Source organism: Bradyrhizobium sp. WSM4873 (assembly GCF_055811355.1).
In genome coordinates, this window is record NZ_JBVVPS010000042.1 from 1 (window position 1) to 19,966 (window position 19,966).

General features: G+C 63.2%; 15 protein-coding genes. 9 read left to right on the plus strand and 6 right to left on the minus strand.

Annotated features, from left to right (window positions below; translation table 11 throughout):
* Positions 1 to 238 precede the first annotated feature (238 nt).
* Both AC0L21_RS33580 and AC0L21_RS33585 read right to left on the minus strand, forming a co-directional pair.
* Entirely contained in the window at positions 239 to 1,168 is a 930-nt protein-coding gene (locus AC0L21_RS33580) for a response regulator (protein WP_473265940.1), read from the minus strand.
* Complete coding sequence (locus AC0L21_RS33585; RefSeq protein WP_473265941.1) at positions 1,152 to 4,523, minus strand: hybrid sensor histidine kinase/response regulator; 3,372 nt, start codon at positions 4,521 to 4,523, stop codon at positions 1,152 to 1,154. The genes AC0L21_RS33580 and AC0L21_RS33585 overlap by 17 nt, the downstream gene beginning before the upstream one ends.
* A gap of 166 nt (positions 4,524 to 4,689) precedes the next feature.
* Here AC0L21_RS33585 and urtA point away from each other — a divergent pair, with 166 nt between their 5' ends.
* The 8 genes from urtA to AC0L21_RS33625 all read left to right on the plus strand — a co-directional run bounded on the left by urtA (position 4,690) and on the right by AC0L21_RS33625 (position 12,491).
* The gene (urtA, locus tag AC0L21_RS33590) at positions 4,690 to 5,949 is read left to right on the plus strand and encodes an urea ABC transporter substrate-binding protein (RefSeq protein WP_473265942.1); all 1,260 of its coding nucleotides are present in this window, start codon (positions 4,690 to 4,692) and stop codon (positions 5,947 to 5,949) included.
* Positions 5,950 to 6,078: 129 nt separating this feature from the next.
* Entirely contained in the window at positions 6,079 to 7,005 is a 927-nt protein-coding gene (urtB, locus tag AC0L21_RS33595) for an urea ABC transporter permease subunit UrtB (RefSeq protein ID WP_473265943.1), read from the plus strand.
* Between the two features lie 18 nt (positions 7,006 to 7,023).
* Positions 7,024 to 8,166 carry an urea ABC transporter permease subunit UrtC gene (gene urtC, locus AC0L21_RS33600; RefSeq protein WP_473265944.1) on the plus strand — a complete coding sequence of 381 codons (1,143 nt, stop codon included), beginning with the start codon at positions 7,024 to 7,026 and terminating at the stop codon, positions 8,164 to 8,166.
* A 64-nt stretch (positions 8,167 to 8,230) separates the two neighbouring features.
* Positions 8,231 to 8,986: an urea ABC transporter ATP-binding protein UrtD gene (urtD, locus tag AC0L21_RS33605; protein ID WP_473265945.1), complete on the plus strand. Its 756-nt coding sequence runs from the start codon at positions 8,231 to 8,233 to the stop codon at positions 8,984 to 8,986.
* 11 nt (positions 8,987 to 8,997) lie between these two features.
* Complete coding sequence (urtE, locus tag AC0L21_RS33610) at positions 8,998 to 9,687, plus strand: urea ABC transporter ATP-binding subunit UrtE (RefSeq protein ID WP_007615918.1); 690 nt, start codon at positions 8,998 to 9,000, stop codon at positions 9,685 to 9,687.
* Positions 9,688 to 9,714: 27 nt separating this feature from the next.
* Positions 9,715 to 10,944, plus strand: a complete 1,230-nt coding sequence (fmdA, locus tag AC0L21_RS33615) for a formamidase (RefSeq protein ID WP_473265946.1) — start codon at positions 9,715 to 9,717, stop codon at positions 10,942 to 10,944.
* A 91-nt stretch (positions 10,945 to 11,035) separates the two neighbouring features.
* Positions 11,036 to 11,410, plus strand: a complete 375-nt coding sequence (locus AC0L21_RS33620) for an FmdB family zinc ribbon protein (protein WP_473265947.1) — start codon at positions 11,036 to 11,038, stop codon at positions 11,408 to 11,410.
* 40 nt (positions 11,411 to 11,450) lie between these two features.
* On the plus strand, positions 11,451 to 12,491 hold the full coding sequence (locus AC0L21_RS33625; protein WP_473265948.1) for an aliphatic amidase: 1,041 nt from the start codon (positions 11,451 to 11,453) through the stop codon (positions 12,489 to 12,491).
* Between the two features lie 67 nt (positions 12,492 to 12,558).
* On the opposite strand, the gene AC0L21_RS33630 is transcribed toward AC0L21_RS33625, so the two are convergent.
* From AC0L21_RS33630 to AC0L21_RS33645, 4 genes are all read right to left on the minus strand, one after another.
* Complete coding sequence (locus AC0L21_RS33630; protein WP_473265949.1) at positions 12,559 to 13,389, minus strand: MlaD family protein; 831 nt, start codon at positions 13,387 to 13,389, stop codon at positions 12,559 to 12,561.
* Between the two features lie 149 nt (positions 13,390 to 13,538).
* Entirely contained in the window at positions 13,539 to 15,758 is a 2,220-nt protein-coding gene (locus AC0L21_RS33635; RefSeq protein ID WP_473265950.1) for an acetate--CoA ligase family protein, read from the minus strand.
* Positions 15,759 to 15,949: 191 nt separating this feature from the next.
* The gene (locus tag AC0L21_RS33640) at positions 15,950 to 16,522 is read right to left on the minus strand and encodes a class GN sortase (RefSeq protein WP_473265951.1); all 573 of its coding nucleotides are present in this window, start codon (positions 16,520 to 16,522) and stop codon (positions 15,950 to 15,952) included.
* Between the two features lie 169 nt (positions 16,523 to 16,691).
* The gene (locus tag AC0L21_RS33645; RefSeq protein ID WP_473265952.1) at positions 16,692 to 18,953 is read right to left on the minus strand and encodes a marine proteobacterial sortase target protein; all 2,262 of its coding nucleotides are present in this window, start codon (positions 18,951 to 18,953) and stop codon (positions 16,692 to 16,694) included.
* A gap of 183 nt (positions 18,954 to 19,136) precedes the next feature.
* On the opposite strand from AC0L21_RS33645, the gene AC0L21_RS33650 reads away from it, so the two are divergent.
* A complete protein-coding gene (locus AC0L21_RS33650; RefSeq protein WP_473265953.1) occupies positions 19,137 to 19,907 on the plus strand; it encodes a helix-turn-helix transcriptional regulator in 771 nt (256 codons plus the stop codon).
* Positions 19,908 to 19,966: the final 59 nt, after the last annotated feature.

Sequence of the window (19,966 nt, forward strand, 5' to 3'; positions counted from 1 at the left end):
CCTTCAAAAACGGCCTCGAATACTTCCACGCCGTTGCAGCAGGATGGAGCCTTAGAGATATGTGCATGCCCTAGGGCGAAGGCCGGGACCCATACCGCGTGATCTGTCGACTGCGGTTGGTAGTAGTCCCACGATAACGAGTCATCGCCAAACTATGTCTTGTGGCTATGGGTCCCGGCCTGCGCCGGGACGACACTGGTTATTGGGGTGGGCAGGTCTCAACTCACCCGCAGCAAGACTACGAATTCCTTCTCGTCGCATTCGTTGCAATCGCCGCCGCAGCCGTCCGGTTCTCGACGCCGAGCTTGGCGTAGATCTGCTCGAGATGCTTGTCGACCGTGCGCGGGCTCAAGCCCAAAATCTGCGCGATATCGCGGTTGGTCTTACCCTTGCTGAGCCAGGTCAGCACCTCGCCTTCGCGGGTGGTGAGGCCGAGCTCGCTGGTAAATTCGGGTGGCGGCGCGGTGCCGGACTCCCTGGAGAGCCGCAGCAGGAACTCGTTCGGCGCGGTCTCGCCCATGTAGTACAGCCGGAGCTGAGGATTGTCGGGCAAGGAAGCCGCCTGAGACTTCGAACTGCCCTTGCCCTTCGCCTGCTCCAGCCATTGCAGCAATGATACTGGCAGGATGAAGTCGTCGTCGGCTTGCGCGCCGTGGTGGTCCGCCAGCAGCTTCTGCGCCTGCGGGGTCGCCCACAACAATTTGCCCTGGCGGTTGACAGCGAACAGGAAACGGCCGGAGACGTCGAGCGCGGCGCGTGCGCTTTGCGTCAGCCGCGCATTGCCGAGATGAACGCGGATGCGCGCCAGCATCTCCTCGATCACGATCGGCTTGGTCACGTAGTCGACGCCGCCGGCCTCCAGACCGCGCACGATGTGCTCGGTCTCGGCGAGCCCCGTCATGAAGATCACCGGGACATTGGCAAGGCCCGCATCACGCTTGAGGCGGCGGCAGGTCTCGAACCCGTCCATGCCCGGCATCACTGCGTCGAGCAGCACGATGTCGGGCGTGATCTGGTCGACGATGCGCATCGCGGCCGCGCCGTCGAGCGCCACCATCACCGTCATCCCTGCGCTGTCGAGCGCGTCGGTGAGCAGCCGCAGCGTCTCCGGGGAGTCGTCGACAACGAGCGCGACGTCGCGCTTTTTCGACTCAGTGCTCATACGCATGCAACGTCTTCAATGTGGCCATGTACTGGTCGAGATCGAAGCGGTCGACCAGCGACCGCATTTCCGCGACGAAGTCGGCATGTTCAGGGTGCTCGCTGCCAATCTCGTCCAGCTTCAACTGGATAGCCTTGACGTAGCCGATCTGACCGAGCCCGATCAGTGCCTCGACGTGTTGTACCGGCGGTCGCGAGCCGCTCTCCGGCCGCCACAGCGGCACCGCGATCTCCTCCGAGCCGTATTGCCATTCGACCTTGAGAAGCTGGCGGATGCTTTCCAAAAGCCTGGGAATGTCGATCGGCTTCATCAGATAGCCGTCGTGGAAAGGCTGTGCCAGCGGTGTGCCGTGGGCCTCGAGCGCGCTGGCAGACACCATCAGGATGCGCGCCTGATGGTGGCCGTTGGCGCGTAGCGTCTCCGCGACCGTCCAGCCATCCATGCCGAGCATGGAGATATCGAGCAAAAACAGATCGGGCCGGCAGTGCTGGGCCAGCGCCAGGCAACCAGGTCCGTCGGGCGCGCTGAGCAGGATGAAGCCGAGTGGTGTCAACACCTCACGCAGGAGGTCGCGATGCACGGGATCGTCGTCGGTGATGAGGATGGTCTTGCGCGCGCCGTGATAGCCTGAGATCGGGGCCTCCACCGGCGCAATACGCTGCGGATTGGTGACTTCCGAGAGCAGCATCTTGACCTTGAACGTGCTGCCGTTGCCGACCGTGCTCGAGACCTTGATGTCGCCGCCCATGACGCCGGCGAGCAGCCGGCTGATGGTCAGGCCCAGCCCGGTGCCGGTCTGCGGCTGCGAGACACCGAGCGCGCCGCGTTCGAAGGGTGCGAAGATGCGTTCGAGATCGTCGCCCTGGATGCCGGGTCCGGTGTCGATCACCTCGAACTCCGCGACCGGGCTGCGATAGTGCACCACGAACTGCACGCTGCCGGCCTGGGTGAATTTGATCGCGTTGGACAGCAGATTGATCAGCACCTGGCGCAGCCGCTTCTCGTCGGCATAGACCACGACCGGCAAATGCGCCGGCCGCCTGAACACGAAGTCGATGCTCTTGGCCGCGGCTTGAAGGCGGAACATGCCGACGAGCTGGTCGAGGAATTCGGTCAGGCGCACCTCGTCGCGCGACAGGTACAGCCGCCCCGCCTCGATCTTGGAGATGTCCAGAATGCCGTCGATCAGGCCGGAGAGGTGATCAGCGCTGCGGCGGACGACGCGGACCTGGTCGCGCGGCTTGGTGTTAAGCGTCGTATCCTGCTCCAGGAGTTGGGCATAGCCGCTGATCGCATTCAGCGGCGAGCGCAGCTCGTGGCTCAGGCCCACCACGTAGCGGCTCTTGGCGAGGTTGGCGGATTCGGCGATTTCCTTGGCGCGCTGGAGCTCCGCGTCGGTGCGCTTGTGTGCATCGATCTCCTGGATCAGCAGCGTGGTCTGGCGCCGGGTCTCGGCCTCGGCGGCCCGTCGGCTCTGCTGCGCCAGCACGAACAGCCAGGCCACCACGCCGATGATGATGCTGAGCGAGAAGAACACCTTCCAGAGCACGTTGGAGACGAGCATGTTCTCGCCGGGCACGCTGACGGAGGTCTGGAGGTAGATCAGCCCCAGCACCAGCGCGACGAGGCCCGCGGAGATCACGAACACACCGATGTAGTGGCCGAACTGCGAGTTGATCCGCTGGTAGATCGGCTGCGGTAAGATCCTGGCGAGCGCGTCGGCGAACTGCACCTGCGCCCGCGCATGCGGTTTGCACAAATCATGGCAGCGCGCATCGAGCGAGCAGCATAGCGAGCAGATCGGGCCGGCATAGGCTGGACAGGAGGTCATGTCCTCCGGCTCGAAATGGTGCTCGCAGATGCAGCACTGGATCGATTCGATATTGGCCCAGCTCCTCTTCGGCTTGCGCGCGATGTAGTATTTTCCGTCGGTGAGCCATGCGATGACGGGCGCGGTGACGAAGGCGACCGTCAGCGCGACAAAGGCCGCGAGCGCTTTCATGGTCGATCCGAACAAGCCGTAGAAGGCCGCGATCGAGACGATGGTCGCGATCGTCATCGCGCCGACGCCGACCGGGTTGATGTCGTAGAGATGGGCGCGCTTGAACTCCATCTGCGGTGGGCGCAGGCCGAGCGGCTTGTTGACCACGAGATCGGCCACCAGCGCGCCGACCCAGGCGATCGCGACATTGGAGTAGAGCGCGAGCGTCTGCTCCAGCGCCTTGTAGACGCCGATTTCCATCAGCAGCAGCGCCACCATCACGTTGAACACCAGCCAGACGACCCGGCCGGGATGGCTATGCGTCAGACGCGAGAAGAAGTTCGACCAGGCGATCGAGCCTGCATAGGCGTTGGTGACGTTGATCTTGAGCTGCGACAGGATCACGAACGCGCCGGTGAGTGCCAAGGCCATGTCCGGCTGCGACAGCACGTAGCGAAACGCTTCGAGATACATGTGCGCCGGCTCGGCCGCCAGCTCGCTGGAGAGACCGTGGCTCAGCGCGAAGAAGGCGAGAAACGAGCCCAGCAGCAGTTTCAGCGCGCCGAAGATGATCCAGCCGGGGCCCGCGATCAGCAGGGCGGCCCACCACGACGTTCGCGAGGTGCGGCGGTCGCGCGGCAGGAACCTGAGGAAGTCGACCTGCTCGCCGATCTGGGCCACCAGCGAAAACACCACGGAGGATGCGACACCGAACAGCAGCAGATCGAAATGTCCGCTGGGGTCGCCGTGCTCGCCGGCGAATTTCCGCCACTCCGTGAACGAATAAGGGTTGGCCCAGGCGATCGCGGCGAAGGGCAGGATGTGCAGAATGATCCAGATCGGCTGCGTCCAGAGCTGGAAGCGGCTGATCAGCGTGATGCCGTAGGTGACAAGCGGGATGATCGCAACCGCGCTGATGAGATAGCCGATCGGGCGCGGAATGCCGAAGCACATCTCGAGCGCCGTCGCCAGGATCACCGCCTCGATGGCGAAGAAAATGAAGGTGAAAGAGGCGTAGATCAGCGAGGTGACGGTCGAGCCGATATAGCCGAACCCGGCGCCGCGGGTGAGCAGGTCAATGTCGATGCCGCATTTGGCGGCATAATAGGCAATCGGAACGCCGCAGCAGAAGATGATGGTGGAGACGACGAGGATCGCGGCGGTGGCGTTGGTCACGCCGTAGTTCAGGGTGATGGTGCCGCCGATCGCCTCCAGCGCAAGAAAGGAGATGGCGCCCAGTGCAGTGTTGGCGACGCGGGCGGCGGACCACCGGCGCGCGCTCTTGGCGGTGAAGCGCAGCGCGTAGTCTTCCAGCGTCTGGTTGGCGACCCATTGATTGTACTGGCGCCTGACGCGATCTATCCGCTGCCGCCCTGCCACTTAACCCCCACTCCCGAACTCCCGGATCCCTCGCAAAACCTGTACCAAAAGCCTACGTCGTCATTTTGCGGTGCAGTATACGCGATCTTGCGTATGCTTGCAGTGCACAAATTCGAGCCATCCTCACGGCACCAATCGCGTGTCCTCGAACAACAGTGGGGTGCTCATGTCAGACGAAGCGAACAAGGGCCTGTTATCGCCGCTCCGGCGCAAATTATTGATGGGAATGGCGGCCGTGCCGGCCATCACCATGCTACCGCGAGCGTCTTTTGCGCAGACCCCGGCGACCTCCGCGGTCAATACCACGGGCCTCGCGGTCACCGACACCGAGGTGACGGTCGGCATCCTGCATTCGGCGACCGGCACCATGGCGATCTCCGAGACCGGCTCGATCGAGGCCGAAAAGCTCGCCATCGAGCAGATCAATGCCATGGGCGGTGTGCTCGGGCGCAAGATCAAGTTCATCCAGGAAGACGGCGCAAGCGACTGGCCGACCTTTGCCGAAAAGGCCAAGAAGCTGCTCGTCAACGACAAGGTCGCGGCGATCATGGGCTGCTGGACCTCGGCGTCCCGCAAGGCCGTGCTGCCCGTGATGGAGCAGTACAACGGCATGCTCTATTACCCGACCTTCTACGAAGGTCTCGAGCAGTCCAAGAACGTGATCTATACCGGCCAGGAAGCCACTCAGCAGATCCTCGCCGGCCTGAACTGGATCGCCAAGGAGAAGGGCGCGAAGTCGTTCTTCTTCATCGGCTCCGACTACATCTGGCCGCGCACCTCGAACAAGATCGCGCGCAAGCATGTCGAGAACGTGCTGAAGGGCAAGGTGGTCGGCGAGGAGTACTATCCGCTCGGCAACACCCAGTTCAACTCGGTCATCAACAAGATCAAGCTGACCAAGCCCGACGTGATCTTCACCGACGTCGTCGGTGGATCGAACGTCGCGTTCTACAAGCAGCTCAAGGCCGCCGGCATCGACCTCTCCAAGCAGGCTCTGCTGACGATCTCGGTCACCGAAGACGAGATCGACGGCATCGGCGGCGAGAATATCGCGGGCGCCTATGCTTGCATGAAGTACTTCCAGTCGCTCGACAATCCGAACAACAAGACCTTCGTCCCGGCGTTCAAGAAAATGTGGGGCGAGAAGACCGTGATCGGAGACGTCACCCAGGCTGCCTATCTCGGCCCGTGGCTGTGGAAGTTGACCGTCGAGAAGGCCGGGTCCTTCGACATCGACAAGATCGCGGCGGCGTCGCCGGGCATCGAGTTCAAGGGCGCTCCGGAAGGCTATGTGCGCATCCACGAAAATCATCACCTCTGGTCGAAGACCCGGGTGGGACGCGCCAAGCTCGATGGCCAGTTCGAACTGATCTACGAGACCGCCGACCTGGTCGAGCCGGATCCGTTCCCCAAGGGCTACCAGTAAGTCACGGCGTTCGCCGCCGTTTCCCTCTCAGGCAAAACCTCTCCCTGGCGTGGACCGCAAATCCACGCCCAAGACCCCGCGTCGCGAACCTGCTCGCGACGCGGGACCCCTTCCCGACGGAGGACATCGATGTTCGGCGACTACTCGCTTGGTGACCTTGGCTCCATCTTCGTCATGCAGGGCTTTGCAGGACTGATCCTGTTCTCCGTCTACGTGCTGATGGCGCTGGGTCTCGCGATCATCTTCGGCCAGATGGGCGTCATCAACATGGCCCATGGCGAGTTCATGATCCTCGGGGCCTACGTCACCTGGATGACTTCGAATTTCTTCCAATCCTATTTGCCGAGCCTGTTCAGCGGCTACTTTTTCCTCGCGATGGTCCTGGCCTTTGTCGCCTCCGGTGCGCTGGGGATGCTGGTGGAATGGGTGCTGATACGGCATCTCTACAAGCGTCCGCTCGACACTCTGCTTGCGACCTGGGGCCTCAGCCTGATGCTGCAGCAGGCCTATCGCTCCGTGTTCGGCGCGCGCGAGGTCGGCGTCGAGCTGCCGCAATGGATGCTTGGCTCGCTCCACGTGACCGACAGCATCGAAGTGCCCATCAACGGCGTCTTCGTGATGTGCCTCACTGTCCTGATCACCGTCGGTGTCGCCTACGTGATGTACAAATCGCGCTGGGGTCGGCAGGTGCGCGCCGTCGTGCAGAACCGCATCATGGCCGGTGCCGTCGGCATCAACACCGAAAAGGTGGATCGCTACACTTTCGGTCTCGGCTGCGGCATTGCCGGTGTCGCCGGGAGCGCCTTCACGATGATCGGCTCGACCGGGCCGACCTCCGGACAGCTCTACATCGTCGATACGTTCCTGGTGGTCGTGTTCGGCGGCGCGGCGAGCCTGCTCGGCACCATCGCATCGGCCTTCTCGATTTCGCAGACCCAATCCACCCTCGAGTTCTTCATGTCGGGCTCGATGGCCAAGGTGCTGACGCTGCTTGCCGTTGTCGGAATCCTGATGCTGAGGCCGCAAGGGCTGTTCGCCCTCAAGGTCCGCAAGTGAGAAACTGGGGCTGATGCAATGACCGACAATCGCTTTTTCAATCGATCGGAGCTCATCGGAATTCTGGTGCTCGCGGTCTTCCTGGTGGTGGTGCTGCCCCTCACGCTCGATGTCTTCAGGCTCAACCTGGTCGCAAAATACCTGACTTATGCCTTCGTTGCGTTGGGGCTGGTGGTCTGCTGGGGCTATGGCGGCATTCTCAGCCTTGGCCAGGGCGTGTTCTTCGGGCTCGGCGGCTACTGCATGGCCATGTTCCTGAAGCTCGAGGCGTCGAGCGTGGCGAACACCAAGATCCAGTCGACCCCCGGCATTCCCGATTTCATGGACTGGAATCAGATCACCGCGCTGCCGCTGTTCTGGAAGCCTTTTGGCAGCCTGACCTTCACGATCGCCGCCATCATTCTGGTGCCCGGCATCTTTGCTCTCATCATCGGCACTGCGATGTTCAAGCGCCGCGTCGGTGGCACCTACTTCGCCATCATCACCCAGGCGGTCGCGGCCATCCTGACCATCCTGATCGTGGGCCAGCAGGGCTACACCGGCGGCATCAACGGCATGACCGATCTGCGCACGCTGAAAGGATGGGACATCCGGCCCGACCACGCCAAAATCGTGCTGTATTTCTTCGAGGTCGGATGCCTGTTGGTCTGCATCATGATCGCGCAGTTCGTCCGGCACTCCAAGCTCGGGCGCATCCTGGTCGCGATGCGGGAGAAGGAGGACCGCGTCCGCTTCTCCGGCTACAGCGTCGCCAACTTCAAGATCTTCGCCTTCTGCGTCGCCGCGGTGTTCGCCGCCATCGGCGGCGCCATGTTCGCGCTCAATGTTGGCTTCATGTCGCCGTCCTTCGTCGGCATCGTGCCGTCGATCGAAATGGTGATCTACACGGCGGTCGGCGGCCGGTTGTCGATCCTAGGCGCAGTCTACGGCACGCTGCTGGTCAACTTCGCCAAGACCAGCCTGTCGGAAACCTTTCCTGAATTGTGGCTGTTCGGACTGGGTGGGCTGTTCATCGCCGTGGTGCTGGCGTTTCCGAACGGCCTTGCCGGGATCTGGGGCGATTATGTGCAACCGCGCATCGACAGCTTGATCTCGTCGCGCAAACCGAAGCCCGAAGGCTGGACCGACAGCTCGGTCGCCGACGGCGCCCCGGCGGAGTGAGGGGATCGTCATGCTCGTCGGTCATCACGATGCCGATGCCATACTGGCAGTGAGGAAATAGATCATGCTCATCGGTCATCAGCCCAAGGAATTCCTGCTCGCCGTCGAAGCGCTGACCGTGTCGTTCGACGGGTTCAAGGCGGTCAACGATCTCTCCTTCTATGTCGACGAGAACGAGATCCGCGTCATCATCGGTCCGAACGGCGCCGGCAAGACCACCGTGCTCGACCTGATCTGCGGCAAGACCAAAGCGACCTCCGGTTCGATCCAGTTCCGCGGCAAGGAGCTGACGCGGATGCGAGAGAACGAGATCGTCAAGACCGGGGTAGGCCGCAAGTTCCAGAACCCGTCGATCTATGACGATCTCACGGTGTTCGAGAATCTGGAGATTTCCTACCCGCGCGGACGCTCGGTGTTCGGGGCGCTGACCTTCACCCGCGATGCCGCCGTGCGCGACCGCGTGCATGAAGTCGCCGAAATGATCTTCCTGAAGGACCGGCTGAACGTGAATGCCGATCTGCTCAGCCATGGCCAGAAGCAATGGCTCGAGATCGGCATGCTGCTGATCCAGGACCCGGATCTGCTGATGCTGGACGAGCCCGTCGCCGGCATGAGCGTGTCCGAGCGCGCCAAGACCGCCGAGCTTCTCAACCGCATCATCAAGAACCGCTCGGTGCTCGTCATCGAGCACGACATGAAGTTTGTCGAGGACATCGCGCACAAGGTCACCGTGCTTCACCAGGGCCAGATCCTCTCGGAAGGGACCATGGAGAAGGTGAAGAACGATCCCAAGGTCGTCGAAGTCTATCTGGGTCACTAAGGAGCGCGACGATGCTGGCAATTTCTGATCTTCACGTCGCCTACGGCCAGAGCGAGGTGCTGCACGGGCTCAACGTCAAGGTCGCGCCCAATGAGATCGTGGCGATCATGGGCCGAAACGGCATGGGCAAGACCACGCTGATGAAATCGCTGATGGGCATCCTGCCGGCCAAGAGCGGCTCGGTGACCATGGACGGCGCCGAGCTCGGTGCCTTGCCGAGCTACGAGCGCGTCGCCAAGGGTCTCGCCTATGTGCCGCAGGGCCGCATGATCTTCTCCACCATGACAGTGAAGGAGAACATCGAAACTGGCCTCGTGGTCTCCGGCGGGACCGAGGTGCCCGGCGACATTTACGAACTGTTTCCGGTGCTGCTGGAGATGAAGGACCGCCGCGGCGGCAATCTCTCCGGCGGCCAGCAGCAACAACTCGCGATCGCTCGCGCGCTGGCGACCAAGCCAAAGGTGCTGCTGCTGGACGAGCCGACCGAAGGCATCCAGCCGTCGATCATCAAGGAGATGGCGCGCACGCTCAAGCGCATCCGCGACGAGAAGGGGCTTTCGATCGTGGTGTCCGAGCAGGTCCTGAGCTTCGCACTCGATATCGCCGACCGCGTGCTGGTGATCGAGAACGGCGAGATCGTCCGCGACGATCCGCGCGACGCCGTCGATGCCGCGCAGGTCTCGAAATATCTGTCCGTCTAACCAACCGTGTAAAAGGGGAGCATCTCGATGCCAGAGACACTGATCAAGGTCGATCTCACCAAATCGGCCTATGAAAATGACATGGTGCATAACCGCTGGCACCCCGACATTCCGATCGTGGCCTGGGTCAATCCAGGCGACGACTTCATCATCGAGACTTTTGACTGGACCGGCGGTTTCATCAAGAACAACGATTCCGCCGACGACGTGCGCGACATCGATCTATCGATCGTGCACTTCCTCTCGGGCCCGATCGGCGTCAAGGGCGCCGAGCCCGGCGACCTCCTCGTCGTCGATCTGCTCGACGTCGGTCCGATGAAGGAGAGCATGTGGGGCTTCAACGGCTTCTTCTCCAAGCAGAACGGCGGCGGCTTCCTCACCGATCATTTCCCGCTGGCGCAGAAGTCGATCTGGGACATCAAGGGCCTCTACACCTCGTCGCGGCATATTCCGGGCGTCAATTTCGCCGGCCTGATCCATCCTGGCCTGATCGGCTGTCTGCCCGATCCGAAGATGCTGGATACCTGGAACAAGCGCGAGGCCGAGCTGATCGCGACCAATCCGACCCGCGTGCCCGGACTGGCGAACCCGCCGTTCGCGCCGACCGCCCATGGCGGCCGCGCCAAGGGCGATGTCAAGGACAAGATCGGCGCCGAAGGCGCGCGCACCGTGCCGCCGCGCGAGCACGGCGGCAATTGCGACATCAAGGATCTTTCGCGCGGCTCGAAGATCTACTTCCCGGTCTATGTGCCGGGTGCCGGTCTCTCGATGGGCGATCTGCACTTCAGCCAGGGCGACGGCGAGATCACCTTCTGCGGCGCGATCGAGATGGCGGGCTGGCTGCATTTGAAGGTCGAGGTGATCAAGGACGGCATGGCGAAGTACGGCGTCAAGAATCCGATCTTCAAGCCATCGCCGATCACACCGAATTACAAGGACTATCTGATCTTCGAGGGCATTTCGGTCGACGAGGCCGGCAAGCAGCACTATCTCGACGTCACCATTGCCTACCGTCAGGCGTGCCTGAATGCGATCGAATATCTGAAGAAGTTCGGCTACTCCGGTGCCCAGGCCTATTCGATCCTCGGTACGGCACCGGTTCAGGGCCACATCTCCGGCGTGGTCGACGTGCCCAATGCCTGCGCCACGCTATGGCTGCCGACGGAGATCTTCGACTTCGACGTGATGCCGTCCTCGGCAGGACCTATCAAGCACATCAAGGGCGATATCCAGATGCCGATCTCACCCGACAAATAATCCCTGCGCGACGGGATGCGGGACGGCGTATCTGCCGCCCCCGCATCCGCCGCGGCAGTTCTCTCACAGACAACAGCGTAGGGATGATGCGATGCCGGTCTATGAATATCTCTGTGACGATTGCGGTCCGTTCAAGGATATGCGCCCGATGGCCGAATGCGACGATCCGCAGGTCTGCCCGCAATGTGAAATCATGGCGCCGCGCGTCATTCTGACCGCTCCGAATTTCTTCTGCATGCCGTCGGAGACGCGCAAAGCTTACGCTGTCAATGAGCGCAGCGCGCACGCGCCGCAGACAGTCGCGCAGTACAAGGCCTCCCATGGTCCCGGCTGCGGCTGCTGCTCCACGGGCAAGAATTCATCGAAGAACGCGTCGGACAAGAAGAAACCTGCGCGGCTGGTGACCAAGACCAGGAGCGGCGCGAAGGGTTTTCCGACTGCGCGGCCCTGGATGATCAGTCACTGATTCAGGCGGCAATCTCAAACAGGGTAGAGGAGCAATTCAAATGCTTCACGGTGACATCTCCAGCAGCAACGACACCGTCGGCGTCGCGGTGGTCAACTACAAGATGCCGCGCCTGCACACCAAGACGGAGGTGCTCGACAACGCCCGCAAGATCGCCGACATGGTGGTGGGCATGAAGACCGGGCTTCCCGGCATGGATCTGGTAATCTTCCCGGAATACTCCACCCAGGGCATCATGTACGACTCCAAGGAGATGTATGAGACCGCTTGCGCGGTCCCCGGTGAAGAGACCGCGATTTTTGCGGGGGCCTGCCGCAAGGCCAAGGTGTGGGGCGTATTCTCGCTCACCGGCGAGCGCCACGAGGAGCATCCGAACAAGGCGCCCTACAACACGCTGATCCTGATGAACGACAAGGGTGAGATCGTGCAGAAGTACCGCAAGATCATGCCGTGGGTGCCGATCGAGGGCTGGTATCCCGGCAATTGCACCTATGTCTCGGACGGCCCGAAAGGCATGAAGGTCAGCCTGATTATCTGCGACGACGGCAACTTCCCGGAGATCTGGCGCGACTGCGCCATGAAGGGCGCCGAACTGATCGTGCGCTGCCAGGGCTACATGTATCCGGCCAAGGAGCAGCAGATCCTGATTTCAAAGGCGATGGCATGGGCCAACAACGTCTATGTCGCGGTCGCCAACGCCGCCGGCTTCGACGGGGTCTATTCTTACTTCGGTCACTCCGCGATCATCGGCTTCGACGGCCGCACCCTGGGTGAGTGCGGCGAGGAGGATTACGGCATCCAGTATGCTCAGCTGTCGAAGCATCTGATCCGCGATGCGCGCCGCAACGGCCAGTCGCAGAACCATCTCTACAAGCTGGTCCATCGCGGCTACACCGGCATGATCAATTCCGGCGAAAGCCCGCGCGGCGTCGCCGCCTGCCCCTATGATTTCTACAAAAACTGGATCGCCGATCCCGAGGGCACAAGGGACATGGTCGAAGCGATGACGCGCGCGACGCCCGGGACCGCCGAATGCCCGATCGACGGCATCCCGAATGAAGCGGGACCGAGCAACTACTGAGCCATGGCCGGCACTAACCACTCGCTCTCACGCCGGCAAGGCGTCGTGCGGCACGCGTGATGAGGGTCTACCGCTTCTGCTGCGCCGGCTTGCGCGGCGGTCGTGGAGCAGCGGCCGGTGTGGGTGTTCCGCTCATCTTGTTAGCGGCCTCGCTGACGTCGAGCAGCGAGCGACGGATGTCTTCGAGGAAGTTCGCCGATTTCTTCCTCATGGTGTCGGCGAGCTCGTGCAATCCCTGGATCTTTTCGAACAGCTCGTCCGCCTTGCCGTCGGCGAAGCCGGGGACTACGCCTTCGATCTTTGTAACCGCCTTGTCGAAGCCCGCGAAGGCGCTGTCGACCTTGGCCATGACGGTATCGATTTCGCCGCCCTTGCTCCTGAGATCGGCGGTGTAGCTCTCGAACGTGCGCAGGCCCTCCTTGATCGCCGGGGCGTTGCTGACGATGGTGCGGTCGACACTATGCAGGGTGTCGACGATCGTTTCGGCGTCGCTGAGATCGGCGGTCAGCACGGGGACGCCGTCCGAATCCAGCGGCACCGGCGGTGCGGAGGGCGCGCCGCCGATCAGCGAGACCGCGGCGACGCCGGTGAGACCCAGGAACTCGATGCCCGCGACGGTGTCCTTGCGGATCGGCGCGGTATTGTCGAGCATCACCAGCGCCACGACCTTGCGCGGGTTGTCGAGCTTGATCGACAGGATCTGGCCTGCGGGAACGCCGTCGAAATTGACCGGCCCTCCGCGACGCAATCCGCCGGCGGAACCGCCCTCGAATACCACGCGCAATGGGCTGCGGCTCTGGAGAGTGCGCCATTTCTGCACGCCGAGCACACCGCCGAACGCCACGGCGATCACCGCCAGCGTCGCCGTTCCGATCACCAGATTGCTCGCGCGTGCCATGCGGGGTGATTTTACGGCCAAACGAGGGAAGTTGGAAGCAGCCCGGAAGAGGCTGTCGCGGCAATGTTAGGCCGGGTGGGTTAACGACTTATCCGGTGTTGCTCGAAGAGCGAAGGCGGATGCGCAACGATGATCCGCCCCACGCGACATCAATGCCCGACGGCGCGCTTCGCCGCAGCATTGTTCAGCACGATGAGGGCATCGACGGCGACGCCGGTCCTGGCATTGATCAGGAACGGATTGACGTCAATCGAGGCGATCCGGTCGCCGGCATCCGCGATCAGGTTGGAGAGGCCGACCAGCGCCTTCACCGCGGAGGCCTCGTGCAAGGCCGGCTTGCCCCGATAGCCGCGCATCTTGATACCGGCTTTGGTGCGGCCGATCAGAAGCCGGGCCTCGGCCTCGTCCAGTGGCGCACCGGCGAGGGCCACGTCCTTCATCAGCTCGATGTCGATGCCGCCGGTGCCGAACAGCACGACCGGACCCATCTCGGCATCGAGGGAGGCGCCGACCACGAGCTCCAGATCGGCCTTGACCTGTTGCGCGATCAGGATGCCGTCGAGCTTCGGCTTGCCCTTCAGCCTGTTCACCCGCGCGGTGATGTCGGCGAATGCCTTTTTCACCTCGGCCGGGCTGTTGAGATTCAGCACCACGCCGCCGATGTCCGATTTGTGCAGGATCTCGGCACTGACGACTTTGGCCACGACCGGGAAACCGATCTGCTTCGCGATCTTCACGGCCTCGGCTGCCGTCTGTGCGATTGCCTCCTTCGAGATCGGGATGCCATAGGCCTTCAGGAGCTTCTTCGAGGCGACCTCGTCGAGCGCGGCGCCGGTTGCCGATTTCAGCGCCTTTTCAAGCACGGCACGCGCGGCAGGTTTCGAGCTTGAGACGACATCAGGCACTTCCTTGCGTAGCTTGGCGTAGTCGAGCAGCGACTTGATCGCGGTCACCGCGCGATCCATGCCCTGCATGACCGCGAGATGTGGCAGCGACTTGCGCAAGGTCTTGGTGAACTCGGTGAAGCCGATCGACATCGCGCTGATATAGATCACCGGCTTGCCGGCCCGGCTCGCCATCTCGTCGACGATGCGCAGATTGCGCTCGCGCAGCTCGTGCGGCGCTTTCGGCAGCTCGGCATCGATGATGACGATGTCGATATCGGGGTCGTCGATCATCAGCCCGATCGATTTCATGTAGACGGAGGGATCGACCACCGCGGCAAAGCCGGCGTCGAGCGGGTTGCCGACAATCGAGCCCGGCCCGAGCATCTTTGCCAGCTCCGAGCCGACATGCGAGCTGAGTGGTGCGAAATTCAGGCCTTCTGCATCGAAGGCATCGATCAGCATGCCGCGCTTGCCGCCGGATAGCGTCACTGCGGCGAGCCGGTCGCCCTTGGGCACAGCGGCGTGAACGAAGCATTCGGTGGTCTCGATCAGCTCGTCGAGCCCGCCGACCCTGATGACCCCTTCGCGCGTTGCAATGGCGTCGAATGTCTCGATCGAGCCCGCGAGCGCGCCGGTGTGTGCCATCGCCGCCGCGCGGCCACCTTCGGACGCCCCGAGCTTGAGCGCGATCACCGGTTTGCTCGCGGCGCGCGCCGCCTTGCAGGCGTCCCGGAATGCCTTGGTGTTGCGCACGCCTTCGAGGTAGACCACGATCACCTTGATGCTCGGATCCTCGGCGAAATAGCGCATCAGGTCCGGCGTCTCGAGCCCGGCCTCGTTGCCGGTCGTCACCATGTAGCCGACCCCGACGCCGCGATCTTCCAGGGCTTGGCGGATCGCCATGACGATGGCGCCGGATTGCCCGGCAATCGCCACCGCGCCCTGTTCCATGGTGACGATACGGTCGTCGATATTAGTGAAGAGCTTTTCGCCCGCGCTCAAATTGCCGAGGCAGTTCGGGCCGGTGACCGCCAATCCCGTCTCGCGCACGGCCGCTTGCAGTTCGGCGGCGAGCTTCTGGCTTTCCTCATCCTGCAGTTCGCTGAAGCCCGAGGTGACGATGGTGGCCGAGCGGGCGCCGGCCGCGGCGGCATCGCGGATCACCTGCACGGCAAAGCGCGCCGGCACCAGCACCAGCACGTGGTCGGGCTTCTCCGGGAGGCTTGCAAAGTCCTTGTAGCAGGGGACACCCCAGATGTTGTCGCGCTTGGCATTGACCGGATAGAGCCCGCCCTCGTAGCCGTATTTGACCAAATTGTTCCAGATGCGCTCGGCATAGTTGCCGGGCTTATCGGTCGCGCCCACCAGCACGATGTTGCGGGGATGCAGCATGGCGTGGATGCCTTTGACGATGTCGCTGGCATCGGGCGGCGGTGACCATGGGCGCGACGAAGCGGAGGCGGCAGAAACGCGAGCTTCCATGGTGTGACCTCACCTGTTGTTCTTGTTGGCGGTGCGTTACTCTGTTCTATGGCGAGTTCTTCGGACTGGCAACCGCGTGGGCGGGTATGCCGTGTGAGGGAATGAGCACGCATCAAACGCTGGTCCACACGCGCTTGCGCCAGAACATCGTCTCTTGCCGAATGGAGTCGGCATAGCGCAATGCCTTCCCGTCATGGGCCGGTAGTTCCTATCAGCGTGGCATGCAGGATGTAGCGCTCGGGGCCGGACGCGATGGCGTCGAATGGCCAGCAGGTCGCGAGCACGAGCTCGAAGTCCTGAGTTGCGGGACCGATACCTGATGCATCAAAACGAACGACAGCAGAGGAATCCGCGCGATAGCGGAAGTGTTTGCCGTCACTGCGTGTGACATCGATCAGGTCACCAATGGCGACATTCCGCAGGAAGCGGAAATGAGTGTCGCGGTGCGCTGCATATACGGCAACACCCCGCTCGCCCGCGTCAGCCGTTTGGGCGAGATGGCCGGGTCCAAAAGCAAGCGCCTGGCCGCTCGCGCCTTCCAGCACGATCGCGCTGGCGCCGATCCGCCTCACCTCGATCCGCGCGATCGGCCAGGTATCCGCCCAGGACCATGGCCTGACCACTTCGCCGGTCGCAACACTCCGGTCGAACGCGCGCTCCAGCAGCACCTGCGCGAGCCACGCTTTGGCGTGGATGTAGGCGCCGTCGCCAAACAGGATGATGCCGATCAGGGCGAGAGCCAGGGGAGAGATGAAGCGGGGCATTGTTTCCACACTCGTCATTGCGAGCGACGCGAAGCAATCCAGAATCTTTCCGCGGAGGCAGCCTGGATTGCTTCGCTGCGCTCGCAATGACAACAAAAAGGCGCGCGCGGCCGTTGGTGTGGGACGGGCAGCCGCGCGCGCTAACAGAGGAGTTCGGGGGGCTCCTCTCTCAAGCGGCGTCAGTGAGCAAGGACTGACGCCGGTTGAACACGAACAGGATCAGGGCGAGCACGACCAGGATCAGGCCCGCGGTCATTTTCAGCTCGGCCGAAGTCGCGGTCTTGGGCAGGCGGATCGCATCCGGTGCGGCAGGCGTCGGCCGCCTCGTGGCGGGCTGGTTGCCTGCATCGGCGCGACGCTCGCGGAGCTGCGCGGGGACCTGCTGTCGTTCGCCAAAGACCTTCGCGAAATCCCAACCGGCCGGCAGGTTGATCGGCAATTCGCTGAGCTTGAGCGGCTCGCCTTCGGGACGGCTCGGTGTCTTGTCGACCGCGACGAGGCTGGTGAGCCGCGTGACGATCTGATGATCGAGCGCCAGTGCCAGGATTGCCTTGTCGGAATCTTCGGGCGTCATCTCGCGCAGGGTGCGCGCTACTTCGGCATCGTCGATCTTGCGCTTGGCCCAAAGCTTCGACAGGCCTTTGCCTTCCGCCGCATTTTGCAGCGGCAGCGTCACCGACCATGGGCGGTCGCCGACGCGGCCCTTGATCTCGACCGAGCCCGCGAGCGTATCGAGCCTTGCCGCCAGCACCAGCGGCTCGTCCCGATAGACGTCGGGAATGATCGTCGGTGTGACGTCGGCCTTGGCTTCGGAGAATTTTGCGCTCAGGCCGGTCACGGCCGGATTCTCGAGCTTGGCAAACAGGCCGCGCATGCGCTCCTCGACCTGCTCGACGGAGCCGATATGGGTGAAAGCACCGCGGCCGAGCTCGGCAGCGCGCGTCATCAGATAGGTGTTGGGCGCCGACCCGATGCCGACCATGAACACGCGCGAGCGGCCCCGCATCGCCGTGATCGTTTCGAACAATTGCTGCTCGTTGCCGATCGCACCATCGGTCAGGAATACGACCTGGCGAACCATGCCGGCGTCGCCGAGCTTGTCAGTCAGCGCGGCCCGCATCGCGGGCACCATCTCGGTGCCGCCACGCGCCTGCAGCGCGCTGACGAACGAGGTTGCTTCAGCGACACGCTCGGCATCCGCCGCCACTGAGGCCGGAAACAGCACGTCCATGGTGTCGTCGAAACGGATGACGTTGAAACGGTCGGTCGACTGGAGACGGGAGACCGCGTAGGTGAGGCTCGCCTTGGCCTGAACGATCGACGTGCCGCCCATCGAGCCGGAATTGTCGATCACGAATACCACCTCGCGCGGCCGTGGCTTCTGCGTCGCCTGCTCGGCGGCGGGCGGGGTGACGAAGGCGAGCAGATAATCGGCGTCGCCGACACGCTCGCGGAATAGACCGACCGACGGCGCCTTCACGGCGGCCGGCTTCCAGGTCAGTTCGAAATCGCGGTCGGCAGGCACCGCACCGTCGGCAAGCGTGACGATTCGCGTCGTATTGTCCGGGCTCTCGACCTTGACGTTGTGGTGGGGGCTCTTGACCTCGCCCAGCGCAAAGCCGGCGTTCAGGCGTACCGTGATGCTGGTCGGATTGACCGGCGGATTCCCGGCGGGATCCATCACGGGCGGCGAGATGCGGTCGCGGTCCGGCACCGGGTCCGAATTCGTCGCACCCCAGCCGGAGCCGTCGTTGCGGAAATCGACGCTCTGGACGATCGGCGCTGGATTGTAGCGCGGCCCGACCACCAGCGGTAGGCGCAGCGAATATTCGTTACCGGATTGATGCACCGGCTCCTGATATTCGATCTGCACCAGCACGGTTTCGCCGGGACCGATGTTGGCGACCGAGTTGGTGAAGATGTTCGGCCGCTCCTGTTCGGTGAGCGCGGCCTTCTGGCCGGCCCGGCGCGCCTCTTCGTAGATCACGCGCGCCTGCTGCCGCTCCTTGATGTCGCCGACGATGACGCGGTTGCCGACCACCATCTTCAGCGAATCGACGGCACCGCCGGCGGGGAGCGGATAGACATAGGTCGCCTCGACCCAGTCCTTCGTCGGGTTGCGGAAGATCTGGGTGACGCGGGCGCGCAGCGTCGGGCCTGATACCGTGATGTCGATATCGATGCCGAGGCGGATCGCTTCCGTGTGGGCCCCGTCCTCCTTCAGAAGCAGGGTGCCGGACTTGGCGTCGCCGGGCTGAAGCAGGCTGGCCTGCTCCGTCGTTGCCGACCAGCCGGGCTCCAAGCTCACCAGCAGGGCCACGAAGGCGACCAGCATCACTGCGATACCCTGCGCCAGAAGGAACAGTCCGACCACGATGAGTCTGCCCAGCCAAGGGTGTTCGTTGCTGTCCGTCGTGTCGTAAGTATCCATTTGGCCTGCTCCCGGGGATGTTTGCTGGCTCTGAGCATCCGCCGGGAGAGCCCGATTTCGCGAGCAGAATGATCGGCAATGATCCGCCGCGGCCGGCCCGCGCGGCCCGCCGCCGGGGGGCCAAGTGCGGTTTTGTGCTGGTTTGTCCGCCCTGCTAGGATGTCATCCTGGAGCAGGGCCACGATGCAGACGCAGGACAAATTCGCCGACAAGCAGCTTTCGGACGAGCAGAGTCGCGAGATCGCAGAGACCATCCGTGAGGAGCTTGCCAGGCGCCGGATCTCCCGGCAGGCGCTGGCCGAGCAGGCCAAGCTCAGCCTGTCGACTCTCGAGAAGGTGCTCGGCGGCCGACGGCCGTTCACGCTGGCGACCACAGTACGGCTGGAGCAGGCGCTGGGCGTCTCGCTGCGCAGAAGCGCCGTCGTGGTGACGCCTCCGGCCGCGAGCGATGTCGCGCCCGACAGCCTCGGCTCCTATGCCCATCGCGCGGTGACTTGGCTCGAGGACGTCTACATCACGCTACGACCGTCGTTCGGCGACAAGGACGCGATCTTCGCCTACCGCACCGAGATCATCTGGGAGCCGAAAGTCTCCTCATTGGTGTTCCGCGAGGGTGAGCGGACCGATGCGGCCTATGAACACACCGGCGAGGTCGCGGTGCCGCATCAGTCCGGCTTCATCTATCTCGTCATCATCAAGCACGGCCAGCATCGCGTGATCACGGTGTCGCGGCCGACGGTCGCCGGCGAGATGTACGGGATCATCTCGACGCTCCGCGCCGGCCCCGGCTCGCAATTGACGCCGATCGCGGCGCCGATCGCCTATGTGCCGCTCAGGAATGTTCAGAAGCCGTCGCTGGGACGGATCGGGCCCGACGATGAAAACCACGCGTCGTACCGAAAGCACCTGCGCCGCACGGTTGAGGAGTGCTTCGCGCTGTTCCTGCCGGGATAGCACACAAAAGAATAGCGACCTTGCGGCCGCTATTTTCGTCAAGGTCCGTGCGATCGTCG

Coding starts and splice junctions, on each gene's coding strand:
- urtA (WP_473265942.1), top strand. CDS start 4,690: ATGTCAGACGAAGCGAACAAGGGCCTGTTATCGCCGCTCCGGCGCAAA.
- urtB (WP_473265943.1), top strand. CDS start 6,079: ATGTTCGGCGACTACTCGCTTGGTGACCTTGGCTCCATCTTCGTCATG.
- AC0L21_RS33580 (WP_473265940.1), bottom strand. CDS start 1,168: ATGCGTATGAGCACTGAGTCGAAAAAGCGCGACGTCGCGCTCGTTGTC.
- AC0L21_RS33625 (WP_473265948.1), top strand. CDS start 11,451: ATGCTTCACGGTGACATCTCCAGCAGCAACGACACCGTCGGCGTCGCG.
- AC0L21_RS33645 (WP_473265952.1), bottom strand. CDS start 18,953: ATGGATACTTACGACACGACGGACAGCAACGAACACCCTTGGCTGGGC.
- fmdA (WP_473265946.1), top strand. CDS start 9,715: ATGCCAGAGACACTGATCAAGGTCGATCTCACCAAATCGGCCTATGAA.
- AC0L21_RS33620 (WP_473265947.1), top strand. CDS start 11,036: ATGCCGGTCTATGAATATCTCTGTGACGATTGCGGTCCGTTCAAGGAT.
- AC0L21_RS33635 (WP_473265950.1), bottom strand. CDS start 15,758: ATGGAAGCTCGCGTTTCTGCCGCCTCCGCTTCGTCGCGCCCATGGTCA.
- urtD (WP_473265945.1), top strand. CDS start 8,231: ATGCTCATCGGTCATCAGCCCAAGGAATTCCTGCTCGCCGTCGAAGCG.
- AC0L21_RS33630 (WP_473265949.1), bottom strand. CDS start 13,389: ATGGCACGCGCGAGCAATCTGGTGATCGGAACGGCGACGCTGGCGGTG.
- urtC (WP_473265944.1), top strand. CDS start 7,024: ATGACCGACAATCGCTTTTTCAATCGATCGGAGCTCATCGGAATTCTG.
- AC0L21_RS33640 (WP_473265951.1), bottom strand. CDS start 16,522: ATGCCCCGCTTCATCTCTCCCCTGGCTCTCGCCCTGATCGGCATCATC.
- urtE (WP_007615918.1), top strand. CDS start 8,998: ATGCTGGCAATTTCTGATCTTCACGTCGCCTACGGCCAGAGCGAGGTG.
- AC0L21_RS33650 (WP_473265953.1), top strand. CDS start 19,137: ATGCAGACGCAGGACAAATTCGCCGACAAGCAGCTTTCGGACGAGCAG.